This is a genomic window from Mycobacterium sp. NGS68 (genome assembly GCF_059812195.1).
This window is the reverse complement of record NZ_JCALCE010000062.1, coordinates 1-13,282: the sequence shown is the minus strand read 5'-3', so window position 1 is coordinate 13,282 and position 13,282 is coordinate 1. Positions and strand designations below refer to the sequence as shown.

At 68.1% G+C, this 13,282-nt stretch carries 15 protein-coding genes; 7 read left to right on the top strand and 8 right to left on the bottom strand.

The annotated features are described in order from the left end of the window. Nucleotides 1-1,274, bottom strand: a 1,274-nt coding sequence (locus AC5Y5V_RS30790; RefSeq protein ID WP_499942780.1) for a citrate synthase, incomplete at its 3' end; no start/stop codon positions are given. A gap of 216 nt (nt 1,275-1,490) precedes the next feature. On the opposite strand from AC5Y5V_RS30790, the gene AC5Y5V_RS30785 reads away from it, so the two are divergent. Then, a complete protein-coding gene (locus AC5Y5V_RS30785; protein WP_499942779.1) occupies nt 1,491-2,156 on the top strand; it encodes an SHOCT domain-containing protein in 666 nt (221 codons plus the stop codon). 324 nt (nt 2,157-2,480) lie between these two features. Here AC5Y5V_RS30785 and pdxH read toward each other — a convergent pair whose 3' ends face one another. Continuing rightward, on the bottom strand, nt 2,481-3,140 hold the full coding sequence (pdxH, locus tag AC5Y5V_RS30780) for a pyridoxamine 5'-phosphate oxidase (protein ID WP_499942777.1): 660 nt from the start codon (nt 3,138-3,140) through the stop codon (nt 2,481-2,483). An 83-nt stretch (nt 3,141-3,223) separates the two neighbouring features. Between pdxH and AC5Y5V_RS30775 the strand changes: the two genes are divergently transcribed. Next, nucleotides 3,224-4,345, top strand: a complete 1,122-nt coding sequence (locus AC5Y5V_RS30775) for a citrate synthase 2 (RefSeq protein WP_499942776.1) — start codon at nt 3,224-3,226, stop codon at nt 4,343-4,345. A gap of 250 nt (nt 4,346-4,595) precedes the next feature. After that, nucleotides 4,596-5,057 (top strand): VOC family protein, encoded by a 462-nt coding sequence (locus AC5Y5V_RS30770; protein ID WP_499942774.1) that lies wholly within the window; start codon nt 4,596-4,598, stop codon nt 5,055-5,057. Here AC5Y5V_RS30770 and AC5Y5V_RS30765 read toward each other — a convergent pair. After that, nucleotides 5,054-6,754 carry an FAD-dependent oxidoreductase gene (locus tag AC5Y5V_RS30765; RefSeq protein WP_499942773.1) on the bottom strand — a complete coding sequence of 567 codons (1,701 nt, stop codon included), beginning with the start codon at nt 6,752-6,754 and terminating at the stop codon, nt 5,054-5,056. The genes AC5Y5V_RS30770 and AC5Y5V_RS30765 overlap by 4 nt on opposite strands. A 29-nt stretch (nt 6,755-6,783) precedes the next feature. Continuing rightward, the gene (locus tag AC5Y5V_RS30760; protein ID WP_499942771.1) at nt 6,784-7,815 is read right to left on the bottom strand and encodes an AurF N-oxygenase family protein; all 1,032 of its coding nucleotides are present in this window, start codon (nt 7,813-7,815) and stop codon (nt 6,784-6,786) included. Between the two features lie 198 nt (nt 7,816-8,013). Here AC5Y5V_RS30760 and serC point away from each other — a divergent pair, with 198 nt between their 5' ends. After that, nucleotides 8,014-9,138 carry a phosphoserine transaminase gene (gene serC, locus AC5Y5V_RS30755; RefSeq protein WP_499942770.1) on the top strand — a complete coding sequence of 375 codons (1,125 nt, stop codon included), beginning with the start codon at nt 8,014-8,016 and terminating at the stop codon, nt 9,136-9,138. A 107-nt stretch (nt 9,139-9,245) separates the two neighbouring features. Next, nucleotides 9,246-10,037 carry a septation protein SepH gene (gene sepH, locus AC5Y5V_RS30750; protein WP_499942768.1) on the top strand — a complete coding sequence of 264 codons (792 nt, stop codon included), beginning with the start codon at nt 9,246-9,248 and terminating at the stop codon, nt 10,035-10,037. Between the two features lie 31 nt (nt 10,038-10,068). Here the strand turns inward: sepH and AC5Y5V_RS30745 are convergent, their stop codons facing one another. Genes AC5Y5V_RS30745 through AC5Y5V_RS30735 form a run of 3 tightly spaced genes read right to left on the bottom strand, consistent with a single transcriptional unit; the run spans nt 10,069 to nt 11,569 of the window. Beyond that, nucleotides 10,069-10,347, bottom strand: coding sequence for a DUF2537 domain-containing protein (locus AC5Y5V_RS30745; RefSeq protein WP_499942767.1), 279 nt, complete (start codon nt 10,345-10,347; stop codon nt 10,069-10,071). After that, the gene (locus tag AC5Y5V_RS30740; protein ID WP_499942765.1) at nt 10,344-11,177 is read right to left on the bottom strand and encodes a TrmH family RNA methyltransferase; all 834 of its coding nucleotides are present in this window, start codon (nt 11,175-11,177) and stop codon (nt 10,344-10,346) included. The genes AC5Y5V_RS30745 and AC5Y5V_RS30740 overlap by 4 nt, the downstream gene beginning before the upstream one ends. After that, the gene (locus AC5Y5V_RS30735) at nt 11,174-11,569 is read right to left on the bottom strand and encodes a MarR family transcriptional regulator (protein ID WP_499942781.1); all 396 of its coding nucleotides are present in this window, start codon (nt 11,567-11,569) and stop codon (nt 11,174-11,176) included. The genes AC5Y5V_RS30740 and AC5Y5V_RS30735 overlap by 4 nt, the downstream gene beginning before the upstream one ends. 217 nt (nt 11,570-11,786) lie before the next feature. On the opposite strand from AC5Y5V_RS30735, the gene AC5Y5V_RS30730 reads away from it, so the two are divergent. Both AC5Y5V_RS30730 and AC5Y5V_RS30725 read left to right on the top strand, forming a co-directional pair. Continuing rightward, the gene (locus tag AC5Y5V_RS30730; RefSeq protein ID WP_499942764.1) at nt 11,787-12,062 is read left to right on the top strand and encodes a DUF2530 domain-containing protein; all 276 of its coding nucleotides are present in this window, start codon (nt 11,787-11,789) and stop codon (nt 12,060-12,062) included. A 42-nt stretch (nt 12,063-12,104) separates the two neighbouring features. Next, nucleotides 12,105-12,560, top strand: a complete 456-nt coding sequence (locus tag AC5Y5V_RS30725; RefSeq protein WP_499942762.1) for an SRPBCC family protein — start codon at nt 12,105-12,107, stop codon at nt 12,558-12,560. Nucleotides 12,561-12,588: 28 nt separating this feature from the next. On the opposite strand, the gene AC5Y5V_RS30720 is transcribed toward AC5Y5V_RS30725, so the two are convergent. After that, on the bottom strand, nt 12,589-13,282 hold a 694-nt coding region (locus tag AC5Y5V_RS30720), incomplete at its 5' end, for a PPE family protein, SVP subgroup (RefSeq protein ID WP_499942761.1).

Sequence of the window (13,282 nt, the reverse complement as noted above, 5' to 3'; positions counted from 1 at the left end):
GCGTAGTCGCGCTCGGTGTAGCCGGTGTAGATCTGGCGGGGGCGGCCGATCTTGCTGTCGCCCTCGTCGTGCATCTCGCGCCAGTGCGCGATCCAGCCGGGCAGCCGGCCCAACGCGAACAGCACGGTGAACATCCGGACCGGGAAGCCCAGGGCGCGGTAGATCAGGCCGGTGTAGAAGTCGACGTTCGGGTACAGCTTGCGCTCGACGAAGTAGTCGTCGGTCAGCGCCGCCTCTTCGAGCTGCTTGGCGATGTCCAGCAGCGGGTCCCCGCCGAGCTTGGCCAGGATCTTGTCGGCCTGCTCCTTGACGATCCGGGCGCGCGGGTCGTAATTCTTGTAGACGCGGTGGCCGAAGCCCATCAGCTTGACGCCGGCCTCGCGGTTCTTCACCTTGCGGACGAACTCGCCGACGTCGTCGCCGCTCTCCCGGATCTGCTCGAGCATCTCGAGCACCGCCTGGTTGGCGCCGCCGTGCAGCGGACCCCACAGCGCGTTGATGCCGCCGGAGATCGACGTGAACAGGTTGGCCTGGGAGGACCCCACCAGCCGTACCGTCGACGTCGAACAGTTCTGCTCGTGGTCGGCGTGCAGGATCAGCAGCATGTCCAGGGCCCGCACCACCTCGGGGTCGGCCTGGTACGGCTCCGCCGGCAGCCCGAACGTCATCCGCAGGAAGTTCTCCACCAGGGTCAGCGAGTTGTCCGGGTACAGGAACGGCTGGCCGACCGACTTCTTGTAGGCGTAGGCGGCGATCGTCGGCAGCTTGGCCAGCAGCCGGATCGTGGACAGCTCGACCTGGGTGTTGTCCGTCGGGTCCAGCGAATCCGGGTTGTACGCCGACAGCGCGTTGACCGTGCTGGACAGCACCGGCATGGGGTGCGCGTTGCGGGGGAAGCCGTCGAAGAACCGCTTGAGGTCCTCGTGCAGCATCGTGTGCAGCTGGATCTTCTGGGTGAATTCGGCCAGCTGGTCGGTGGTGGGCAGCTCACCGTAGATCAGCAGGTAGGAGACCTCGATGAAGGTCGACTTCTCCGCCAGCTGGTCGATCGGGTAGCCGCGATAGCGCAGGATGCCGGCGTCACCGTCGATGTAGGTGATGGAGCTCTTGCAGGCGGCGGTGTTGACGAAGCCGTTGTCGAAGGTGGTGTGCCCGGTCTTCGACAGCAGCGGCCCCAGCGCAATGCCGTCGGCACCTTCGGTCGCGTGAACGACCTTCAGGTCGATCTCGCCCCCCGGGTACTTCAGAGTTGCGGTGTCGTCGGTGTCGCCCACGAGAACCCCTTTGCGCTCAGGCTGGTATTGCTGTCCGCCCTGTGGGCGTACAGGTGTGCACTAGGTGCGTATAGGTGAAGGTAGTCGTTGTGGCGGGGCCGTGTCTGCCCGGGGTAGAAACTGCTGGTGTCTGTCCCGTGCCGGCCGAGCGATTCCGGCCGTTCGCCCGCGAACAACCTCTTCCTGACCGGCTGACACCGCCGGATAATCGATCGCGTGACCAGTCGGGCGCGCAAGCGGCTCACCAAGGCGTGGCTAGCGTTGCTGATCGCGTCGTTCGCCGGCTGGATGGTCATGGTGTGGTTGGACGCCTCCGTGCTCGACGCCTTCGACGCGTACGGGGAACTGCCGATTCCGGGCACCCGAACTCTGCACCTACCCGAGGGCGACGTGAAGGTCAGCTTCCACACGCAGACGGTCGGCACTCTGGATGGCGGCGAGCTTCCGCTTCCCCCGGACCTCCAGTTGGCAATCGGCCCACCCAGCGGGGTTCCGGAGCCGAAGTTCACCCGCGACGTCAGGGACACGACCGCCAACAACGAGGACGCGCACATCCAGTACGGCGTCGCGCACATCCCAAAAGCCGGCGACTACACCATCACGACCAACGGCAAGACCAGCGCCTTCGTCAGTCCTCGTCTGTCTTTCGGCCACGGCAGCCGGTACGGGTTGCTGTCGTGGCTGTTCGCGGGACTTTCGGGCGTCAGCGTGCTGGGCCTGCTGATATCAGCGTTCGTCGGCCGACCCAAGCAGCCAACCGTCCAGCGCGAACCGAAGACGCCGCTCGAACGGCTGACCCGGTTGGCGTCACTTCATGATTCGGGAGCGCTCAGCGACGAGGAGTACGACGCCGAGAAGCGGCAACTGCTCGAGGATCTCTAGATTTCGTGGTCCGCGTCCCCGTCGGGCGCGCCGAGCACAATGCGCAAAAGGTGCGAAACGCCTGTTAAGCGGCTTGTGCGCACAGGCGGGCCAAGATCACACCGGATCTATAGCGTCGAAAGCGCCCGGTCTGGGAACCCGTCTCAAGATCGGTTCGCAAGTACAGACACCACCGCGCAAAGGAGGATCCAGGATGAACGTCTCGAAAATGTTGACCAACGCCATCGCATGGCTTCGCGCCGGATACTCCCCGGCCGCACCCCAGTTAGGCCACGTGGCGCTGCTCCAGCTCTGCCCTGACAAGTAACCGCTCGCGAGCGTAACTCAGGGCTGTAGCCGATCGACCCGCCCGCCGATCACCCGAATCCGGTTGTGCACGCGGTTTTCCCGGCCCTGCCAGAACTCCACCACCTCGGGAGCGATCAGGTAGCCACCCCAATTCGGCGGCACCGGCACTTGCTCAGAATCCGCGAAGCGCGCGGTCGCCTCGGCCAGTTGCCCGAGCAGCGCCGCCCGTGACGCGATCGGCCGCGACTGGTGCGACGCCCACGCCCCCAGCTGCGACCCGCGCGGGCGCTTGGACCAGTAGTCCTCGGTGACCTGCGGGTCGACCTTGACCACCGGCCCACGGATGTGCACCTGACGACCCAGCAGGTACCACGGGAAGGTCGCCGAGGCGTACGGCGTCCGCGCCAGGTCCAGTCCCTTGTCCGAGTCGTAGTTGGTGAAGAAGCTGATGCCGGTCTCGTCGGCGCTCTTGCACAGCACCGTTCGGCTCACCGGTCGTCCGTCGGCGACGGTGGCCAGCACCATGGCGTTGGGCTCGGCGACTCCGGCGCGTTCGGCATCGTCAATCCATTTGCGGAACAACGCAAGCCAGCCGTCGTCAAGCCAGTTCGCGTCCAGGTCGGGGCTGCCGTCTTTCTCGTCGGACCCGTACTCCACCCGCATCCCGGCCAGGTGCTGATCGTCTGGTCCTGCCATTGCGCCAACGCTACGCGCCCGGCCGCGACGGTTGCTACCGGCCGGTAGCATCGGGCCGGAACCCGGGTGCAAGAATTTTCCGCATGACTGTGGTCCCCGAAGATTTCGTCCCTGGCCTGCAAGGCGTGGTGGCCTTCACCACCGAGATCGCCGAGCCGGACAAAGACGGCGGAGCGCTGCGCTACCGCGGCGTCGACATCGAGGACCTGGTCGCCCAGCAGGTCACCTTCGGCGACGTGTGGTCATTGCTGGTCGACGGCAGATTCGGCAGCGGGCTGCCGCCGGCCGAGCCATTCCCGCTGCCAATCCACACCGGCGATGTGCGGGTCGATGTGCAGGCCGGCCTGGCGATGCTGGCGCCCATCTGGGGGTACAAGCCGCTGCTCGACATCGACGACGCCACCGCCCGCGAACAGCTGGCCCGGGCCTCGGTGATGGCGCTGTCCTACGTCGCGCAGTCCGCTCGCGGCATCTACCAGCCCGCCGTCCCACAGCGCGTCATCGACGAATGCTCAACCGTCACAGCGCGTTTCATGACCCGTTGGCAGGGCGAACCGGATCCCAAGCATGTGGAGGCCATCGACGCGTACTGGGTGTCGGCGGCCGAGCACGGCATGAACGCGTCGACGTTTACCGCGCGCGTGATCGCCTCGACCGGCGCCGACGTTGCCGCCTCGCTGTCCGGAGCCATCGGGGCAATGAGCGGCCCGCTGCACGGCGGGGCGCCCGCCCGCGTGCTGCCGATGCTCGAGGAGGTGGAGCGCACCGGCGACGCCCGCGGCCTGGTCAAGGGCATCCTGGATCGCGGCGACAAGCTGATGGGCTTCGGCCACCGCGTCTACCGCGCGGAGGACCCGCGGGCGCGGGTGCTGCGGGCCGCCGCCGAGCGACTGGGCGCGCCGCGCCACGAGGTGGCCGTTGCGCTGGAACAGGCCGCGCTGGCCGAGCTGCGTGAACGCCGTCCCGACCATCCGATCGAGACCAACGTCGAGTTCTGGGCCGCGGTCATCCTCGACTTTGCCCGTGTGCCGGCAAACATGATGCCCGCGATGTTCACCTGCGGCCGCACCGCGGGCTGGTGCGCCCACATCATGGAGCAAAAACGCCTGGGCAAGCTGGTCCGTCCGTCGGCCGTCTACGTCGGGCCCGGCCCGCGCAGCCCTGAGGCCGTCGAGGGCTGGGCGCGGGTACTCACGTCGGCGTAATACGTTCCACAGAGCGTGCCGCGGTCGGCTTATTCGAGACTGCGGTCAGGGTCGCATGCGTTGAAGAATCGCGCCCTCGCCGCAGGGTCGACGCCGTGAGCGCAGCCTCGACGTCGCTCGACCGAACTTGTCGGACCCCCGCGGTTGAATGGCACCTGTCGCGATGACTTCTCGTCGCGGCCGCGGTCTATATCCGTGAGCCCGGGCCAAAGGGTGGTCCGGGGTACCGACCGACAACAAGGAGACCTCGATGGCGACCAACGTCGAACCCGCATTGTCCCCACACCTCGTCGTCGCTAACGCCGCGGCGGCTATCGACTTCTACGTCAAGGCTTTTGGCGCCGTCGAGCTGGGCCGCGTGCCGGGTCCCGACGGCAAGCTGGTCCACGCCGCGGTGCAGATCAACGGCTTTACGGTGATGCTCAACGACGACTTCCCGGAGATGTGCGGCGGCAAGTCGATGACGCCGACGGCCTTGGGCGGCTCGCCGGTCACCATCCACCTGACGGTGCCCGACGTCGACGCGAAGTTCCAGCGGGCGGTGGACGCGGGCGCCACCGTGGTGATGCCGCTGGCGGACCAATTCTGGGGAGACCGCTACGGCATCGTCGCCGATCCGTTCGGCCACCAGTGGTCGTTGGGACAGCCGGTGCGCGAGCTCAGCATGGAGGAGATCCAGGCCGCGATGAGCGCGCAGGCCGGCGCCAGCTAGCCAATCGACAGTTCGCGCAGCCGGTCGGTGAGCCGGCGTCTCAGCGGCGGCGTCGGCTGACCGGTCGCGGCCGCGGCCAGCATGTCGTCCACATCGGTGAACTTCCGGCGCGGACGGCCTGCGACGCTGCCGCGCTCGACCTCGGCGGCGTCGATGGCACGCCATCCCGCGGCATCCAGCGCTTCCGGCCGACGCTCCCGCATCAGCTTGGCCAGCGCCGCCGGTTTGTTGACGGGGTCGGCCAGCTTGCCCGCGTTGTAGTCGGCGACCAGGGCCTGGACGGTTTGCAGCGAGCAGGACTTGTTGGTGCCGATGAACCCGGTCGGCCCGCGCTTGATCCAGCCGGCGACGTAGCTGCCGGCCACCGGCGCACCAGAACCGGGGTCGACGACGCGACCGCCGTCGTTCGGCACCACGGCCGCCGTCTCGTCGAAAGGCAGGTCACGAATCTGCTTGCCGCGGTAACCGATCGACGTCAGCACCAGGCCGGCATCCAGGCAGCGCCGCTCCGCTGAACCGGTCACCGTGAACTCCACGCCGGCCGCACGCTCGCCCCCGACGACCCGCTCGGGCGTGAGCTGATACGCGAACCGGATGCGCGGCCCGGATGCCGGGGCGGACGCGTCGCCGAGTTTGCTCAGGATCTCCAGCTTGTTCCGCGTCAGGGCGTCGGACACGGTCTCGAGGTCACGCGCGACCAACGCGTGGTCGGCGGCGTCGAGCACCACGTCGGACGCGCCGGTGAGCCCGATTAACTCGGGCAGCGTGAACGCCGAGTGCGCCGGCCCGCGCCTGGCGGCGATCACCACCTCACGAACCGCCGACTCGCGCAACGCCGCCAGCGCATGGTCGGAGATGTCGGTGCGGGCCAGGTCGTCAGGGTCCGCGGTGAGGATGCGGGCGACATCGAGGGCGACGTTGCCGTTGCCGATGATCACCACCCGCTCGTGGCTGAGATTGACTGGGAGATGGGCGAAGTCGGGATGACCATTGATCCACGCGACCAATTCGGTCGCGGTGCCGGTGCCAGACAGCTCCATGCCGTCGATGTCCAGCCGACGATCGTCGGGGGCGCCGACCGCATACAGCACGGCGTGATGGTGGGCCAGCAGGTCCGCGTGACTCAGGTGCTTGCCCACCTCGACGTTGAGGTAGAACTTGAAGCGCCGATGACCGGCGACCCGGTCGAAGAGCCGCGTCACCCGCTTGGTGCTCTGATGGTCGGGCGCCACCCCGGCGCGCACCAGGCCGTAGGGCGTCGGCAGCTTCTCGAAGACGTTGACGCGCACGCCGGGCTGCACCAGCAGTTCGTCGGCGGCATACATCGCGGCGGGCCCGGACCCGACGATCGCGACCGTCAGCGGCCGCGCGCGCGTGTGCACCTCGGCGGCCGGCAGCACCGGGGCCAGCTTCGACGTCGGCGGCAACTTCTCGTCGGCGGGCCGTTCCGGATAGAACGACGCGTTGATCTCGATGAACGGCAGCTGCTTGGGCTCCAGCCTGGTGTCCGGCGCGATCGCGCCGACCGGGCAGGCGCTCACGCACGCGCCGCAGTCCACGCAGGCCACGGGATCGATGTACAGCATCTCCGACGTCGCGAAATCAGGCTCGTCCGGAGACGGGTGGATGCAATTCACCGGACACGCAAAGACGCATGACCCGTCATTGCAGCACGACTGAGTGATTACGTGCGGCATCAGCAGCTAGACCTCGTCGAGAACCAGCGTCACGCCGCCGGCGCGGCCGCCAGGTGGCTACGCTGCGGCTCGCTGCGGTAACGCGACGGCTTGCCGTTGATCTTGCAGATCCGCCAGACGAGCCGCGCGATCGGATTCATCAGCCCCGTGTCGGTCGCCAGCATCCGCACGTCGGCAAACATGTCGCGCAACATCTTTCGCGACTCCGGCGAACGGAAGAACAGCTCCCGCTTCACCTCGCGCGGGATGTCGAACTTGACCCAGAATTCCTTGGGCGGCACCAGGATCGCCCGGCACAGCTTCCACATCGTCAGCGGGAAGAACAGGGAGACCAGGAACCGACGCATCGGCGACAGCTCCGGCAACCGTCGGCGCAGGAACTCGTGCGCGAACGAGATGTGCCGCGCCTCCTCGGCGACGTGAATGGCCATCACCCGCTCCATGATCGGATGCAGGGCCTTGCCCTCACGCAGCACGTTCTTCTGCGTGTGGTCGATGGGCTCCTCGCCGGCAAGCACGCCGATGAAGAACGCCACCGGCAACGGCCCGGCCACCAGCGGCACCAGCGGCGAAATCCACCGCAACCGCTTCGGCATGCCCGGGACGTCCGCTCCGATGCGGTTGACCATCTCCTGGAACATCAGCGTGTGGTTGCACTCTTCGACCGATTCGTGCAGGCAGTAGCGGTATTCCGGCGATCCGTTGGGGACCCAGAAGGTGTAGTTCATCAGGCCGCGGACCAGGATGGACTCGAAGTGCAGTCCCACCTTGGCCACGTTGGCCTGCCGCCACATCCCGATCTCGATCTGGCGCTCCTGCGACTGCGCCTGATACCAGGGATGCCGGCCCAGAGGGTCGGTCGCCGGCAGGATCCACCGGGGATCGTTGTCGGTGACCTCGAACTCCGGTGACTCCCAGTCGATATCGGTGTACGGATTGAAGTTCCGCCGCACAGACCCCTCGGACAGTGTGGCGAGCATCTCCACGTACTCAGCGTCGTCGCGTACCTCCATGTTGCGGCGCCAACGCTGCATCATTCGCGTCTTGGCCAATACAGCCATTTCCAGAGCCTCCCCAATGAGGTTGACGTTTCGACGTGTACTTAAGACGGTACCGGCGGTACCGCGAATTCACCAGGCCTCCCCGACCCAGTGTGGCCTGACCAGTGGTCATCACCTCGATGTGGCATCCGTCACATCGCGCAGTCGCCGGCCGCCCTCCGCCGAGGCCCCTCACCGCGGCTCACTACGCTGGTGACCATGGCTGAGCCCCTGCAGATACCCGCTGACCTCAAACCCCGCGACGGACGCTTCGGCTGCGGCCCGTCGAAGGTGCGGCCCGAGCAGTTGCCGGCGCTGAGCACCAGCTCGGCGGCGTTGCTCGGCACCTCGCACCGCCAGGCGCCGGTGAAAAACCTGGTGGGCCGGGTGCGCAAGGGACTCGCCGAGCTCTTCTCCATTCCCGACGGCTACGAGGTCATCCTGGGCAACGGCGGCGCGACGGCGTTCTGGGACGCCGCGGCGTTCGGTTTGATCGACAAGCGCTCGCTGCACCTGGCGTTCGGCGAGTTCAGCGCGAAATTCGCCTCCGGCGTCGCCAAGAACCCGTTCGTCGGCGACCCGATCATCATCAAGGCGGACCCGGGCGGCGCGCCCGAACCCCAGTCCGACCCGTCCGTCGACGTGATCGCGTGGGCGCACAACGAGACCTCGACGGGCGTCGCGGTGCCGGTGCGCCGCCCGGCCGACTCGGGCGACGCGCTGGTCGTCATCGACGCCACCTCCGCCGCCGGCGGGCTGCCGGTCGACATCACCGAGGTCGACGCCTACTATTTCGCGCCGCAGAAGAACTTCGCCAGCGACGGCGGCCTGTGGCTGTCCGTCATGAGCCCGGCCGCGCTGGCCCGTGTGGAGTCCATCGCAGCGTCGGGCCGCTGGGTTCCCGATTTCCTGTCGCTGCCGATCGCGATCGAGAACAGCGTGAAGGACCAGACGTACAACACGCCGGCCATCGCCACCCTGGTGCTACTGGCCGAGCAGCTCGACTGGCTGCTGGGCAACGGCGGCCTGGACTGGGCCGTCAAGCGCACGGCCGACTCGTCGCAGCGGCTGTATTCCTGGGCCGAGGAGCGGTCCTACACGACGCCGTTCGTCGCCGACCCAGCGCTGCGGTCGCAGGTAGTGGGCACGATCGACTTCGTCGACGACGTCGACGCGGCGGCGGTGGCCAAGACGCTGCGGGCCAACGGCATCGTCGACACCGAGCCGTACCGCAAGCTCGGCCGCAACCAGCTGCGAATCGCGATGTTCCCCGCCGTCGAGCCCGACGACGTCAGCGCGCTCATCGAATGCATCGATTGGGTGGTCGAGCGCCTCACCCCCTGACCGCGAGCCGGGCCTCCGCGTGTCAGCGAGGTTAACGGCGTTCGTCCCACTAGAGTGCGCTCCTATCAGGTCCGTGCTGACCTGCACGGAGCCTGCGAGGAGATGCCATGCGGGAACTCAAAGTGGTCGGACTCGACGCCGACGGCAAAAACATCATCTGCGAGGGCACCGGCCCCTTGGAAAACGGGGAGAAGTTCAGGCTCCCGGCCGACGACCGTCTGCGTGCGGCCCTGCGTGGCGAGCTTGGCCGGCCCGAACAACCACAGCTCGACATCCAGGTCACCAACATGCTGAGTCCCAAAGAAATCCAGGCCCGCATCCGAGCCGGCGCGTCCGTCGAGCAGGTGGCCGCGGCGTCGGGGTCCGATATCTCGCGCATCCAGCGCTTCGCCAACCCCGTGCTGCTGGAACGCTTCCGTGCCGCCGAGCTGGCGACGGCAGCACACCCGCTACTCGCCGACGGCCCGTCGGTGCTGACGTTGTTGGAGACCGTGACGGCCGCCTTGGTGACCCGGGGCCTGGAGACCGACCGCCTCAGCTGGGACGCCTGGCGCAACGAGGACGGACGCTGGACGGTGCAGATGACGTGGAATGCCGGACGCTCGGAGAATCGCGCGCATTTCCGCTTTACCCCCGGCGCCCACGGCGGGACGGTGGTGGCGATCGGCGACGCGGCCAGCGAGCTGATCGATCCCGACTTCAAGCCGCCGCTGCGGCCGCTGGCGCCGGTCGCCCACATCGACTTCGAGGAACCGGCGAAGCCGGCCAAGCCGGCCAAACCGGCCAAGCCCGCCGATCCGGCGCCGCAGGAGGCCCCGACGAGCAGCCGTCGCGGCAAGCCCGCCATTCCGGCGTGGGAGGACGTGCTGCTCGGGGTGCGCTCCAGCGGTCAGCGCTAGGGCGAATTCGGCGCATCCGCGACCGCGCGCGCTAACCGAACGGCGTAATCGCCAGCAGTGCCAGCCACCCGACAGCGACGCCCACACCCGCGCCCAGCACGAACCAGCGCAGCACCGGGGTCTGCCGCCAGCCCCACAGCGTCGGCGCCAGCCCCCCGACCGCCACGATGTTGAGCCCGACGGCCAACAGCGGATGCACCCGGATCAGGCCGAGACTGAGCACCACGACCGCCGTTCCGGTGACCGCGGCGACGAAACCGGCCACCGTCAAACCGGTTCCCCACGGCTGGGATTGGTGACGCTCGCTCACGCGCCGAGCCTAACCCGCTCGTAGAAGGCCAGCGCCGCAGCCGTCGCGACGTTGAGCGAGTCGGTGCCCCGCGACATCGGGATACGGACACGCACGTCGCTGCGGCGCAGCGCGGCCGGCGTCAGCCCCGGCCCCTCGGCCCCCACCAGCACCGCGACCCGTTGGTCGCGGACCCGATCCATCACCTCCGCCAGCGGGCGCGCATCGCCGTGCGGCGTCATCGCCAACAACCGGAACCCAGCCTGCTTTAACTTCGCCAGGTCGTCGGGCCAGTCGGTCGCCCGCGCATACGGGACCAGCAATGCGTGCCCCATGGACACCCGGACCGCTCGGCGGTACAGCGGATCGGCGCAGCCGCTGCCGAACACCACCGCGTCCACGTTCAGCCCGGCCGCGTTGCGGAATATCGAACCCAGGTTCTCGTGGTCGTTGACGCCCTCGAGCACCGCGACGGTGCGGGCGCCGTCGACCACCTCGGCGACGCTCGGCTCCGGCACCCGCCGCGCGGCGGCCAGCACTCCACGGTTGAGGTGAAAGCCGATGGCTTGTGCCATGACCTCGGCGGACACGCGATAGTACGGGGCTCGGATATCCGGGACGGCGGTCAGATCGTCGCGGAGTTCGGTCAGCCGCCGGTCGGTGCCCAGCAGCGCGAACGGCGTGAACCGCGACGCCAGCATGCGCTGCACCACCAGCACACCCTCGGCGATCACCAGGCCCTTGCCCGACGGCAGGTCGGGACGACGGTCGACGCTGTTCAGGTCACGGAAATCGTCGAGTCGGGGATCGTCGGGGTCGTCAATATCCAAGATGTGGTGAACGACGCTCACGGGCGTCCGTTGGCCCTGTCGTCCACCAGGACCAACATCAGGTCGGCGGCGGTGCGCAGCGCGTCACGTTCGTCGCTCTTCAGCGTCGCGAGCCGCTCGGCCAGCCATTCCTGACGGGCCCGACGGGCCGCTTTGACCAGTTCGGCGCCCGATTCCGACACCGAGACCAGCACCTGACGGCCGTCGACCGGGTGCGGGGTGCGGTCCACGAAACCCATGTCGGCCAGCGAGGCGACCACCCGGGTCATGGACGGCGGCCGGACCCGTTCGCGGATCGCCAGCGCGCCCGGCGTCATCGCCCCCTCGTTGGCCAGCGTGGTCAGCACCGACAGCTGGGACAGTGAAACCGGCGACTGTGGATTGCGGAACCGCAGCTGCCGGGCCAGGCGCATGACGGCTAGCGACAAGTCGCTGGCCAGCCGCGCATCGCTGTCGGGCACAGCGCGAGGTTACAACGGAACCTGAGATCAAACACTACGAACTGCAATGACGGGCTTCCCGCCATTTGCCGATACAGCGCAATTTTCACCTGCGAAACACCCGCGCCAATTGGCCACGCCGGCTCGGGCCGTGGCACGGCGTCGGCGCCGGCGGGATAGATTAATCGCGATGTCCGCCGAACCCGACCGCAACGTTGAGCCGCCGCCGCTGCCACGCGCGCTGCTCGCAGTGTGGCCGGTCATCGTGGGCGGAGTACTGGGCTGGCTGGTCGCCGTGGCCGTGGCATTCCTGTTGCCGACGCTGCAGAGTTGGCGCCCGATAACGCTAGCCGGACTCGCCGTAGGAGTGATCGGTACGAGCATCTTCCTGTGGCAGCTCGCCGCCGCCCGCCGGGGCGCGCGCGGCGCGCAAACCGGACTCGAATCTTTTCTCGACCCGAAATAACTCACCAAAACAAAGCGATTGCAACGCATTCCAGGAGGACCAGTGGTAACGCCCCTATTGCAGGCGCAAGTCGATATCGACGCACCGCCGTCGAAAGTCTGGGCGTTGATATCGGATTTTCGCCGGATGCCGCAATGGAGCCCGCAGTGCCGCTGGATGCACCAGTTCGGCCCGCTGCGACAGGGCACCCGCACGCTGAACTTCAACCGCCGCAATCGGCTGTTCTGGCCCACCACGTGCACCGTCATTGACGTCATCCCGGAGAAGAGGCTGGCGTTCCGGGTCGACCTGAACCGCACTGTGTGGAGCTACGAGCTCGAGCCGAACGGCGATGGCACCCGGGTGATCGAGAGCCGGCACGCCGAAAACGGCGTCAGCGCGATTTCCAGCCTGGCGGTGACCACGGCGCTCGGTGGGAACGAGAGCTTCGAACGTGAACTGCTCGAGGGCATGAACGAGTCGCTGACCAAGATCAAAGCCGCCGCCGAGCGGAGTTAGGTCGGAGCGTCGCGAGCCGACGGACGCGCTAGCCGATCCCGGTGCGCGGCACGACGCTGGGCCGGTTCTGCGTCACATGGTTGGGACTCGCGCCGCCGCGGCCCATCATGCCGCCGGGCATGCCGGCGCCGGCGCCGCCACCCATCGGCATCGGCATCATCGGCATGCCGCCGCCTACGGGGGCGCCGCCCGCACCGGCCATCGCCGCGGCATTCGGCATTGCGCCGAGGCCCGCCATGGCCGCCGACCCCATCCGTGCCGGCGTCGACCCCTGCCACGTCGGGGGCACCGACATCGCACCCACCAAGCGCGCCTTACCCAGACCCTCGCCCAGCCCGGCGCCCATGCCGCCCATCCCGCCCAGCGGCTTGACGTCGGTGGCGCCGACGAACTTCGCGGCTTCCGGCAGCGCCGACGCGGCGCCGGCCAGCCCGGCCGTACCCATGTGTGCGGTGTTTGCCATCTGCGCCAGACTCATCATCGGCGACATCATCATGCTGACCGGATACATCCCCATCTGTGCCACCTGCATCACAGACGACAGGGGGACATGTGCAAGCGCTGCCTTTGCCGACGACAGGGCGCCCGGCGCCGCCGCCACCACCGCCTGAGCCTGCGTCACCACCTGTGCGCCGATCGCCCCCGCTTGCGAAGCCAACCCCGCACCCGCCGACGACACCGCCTGCCCGAGCTGCCCACCCAGCTGAGACACCCACGCCTCA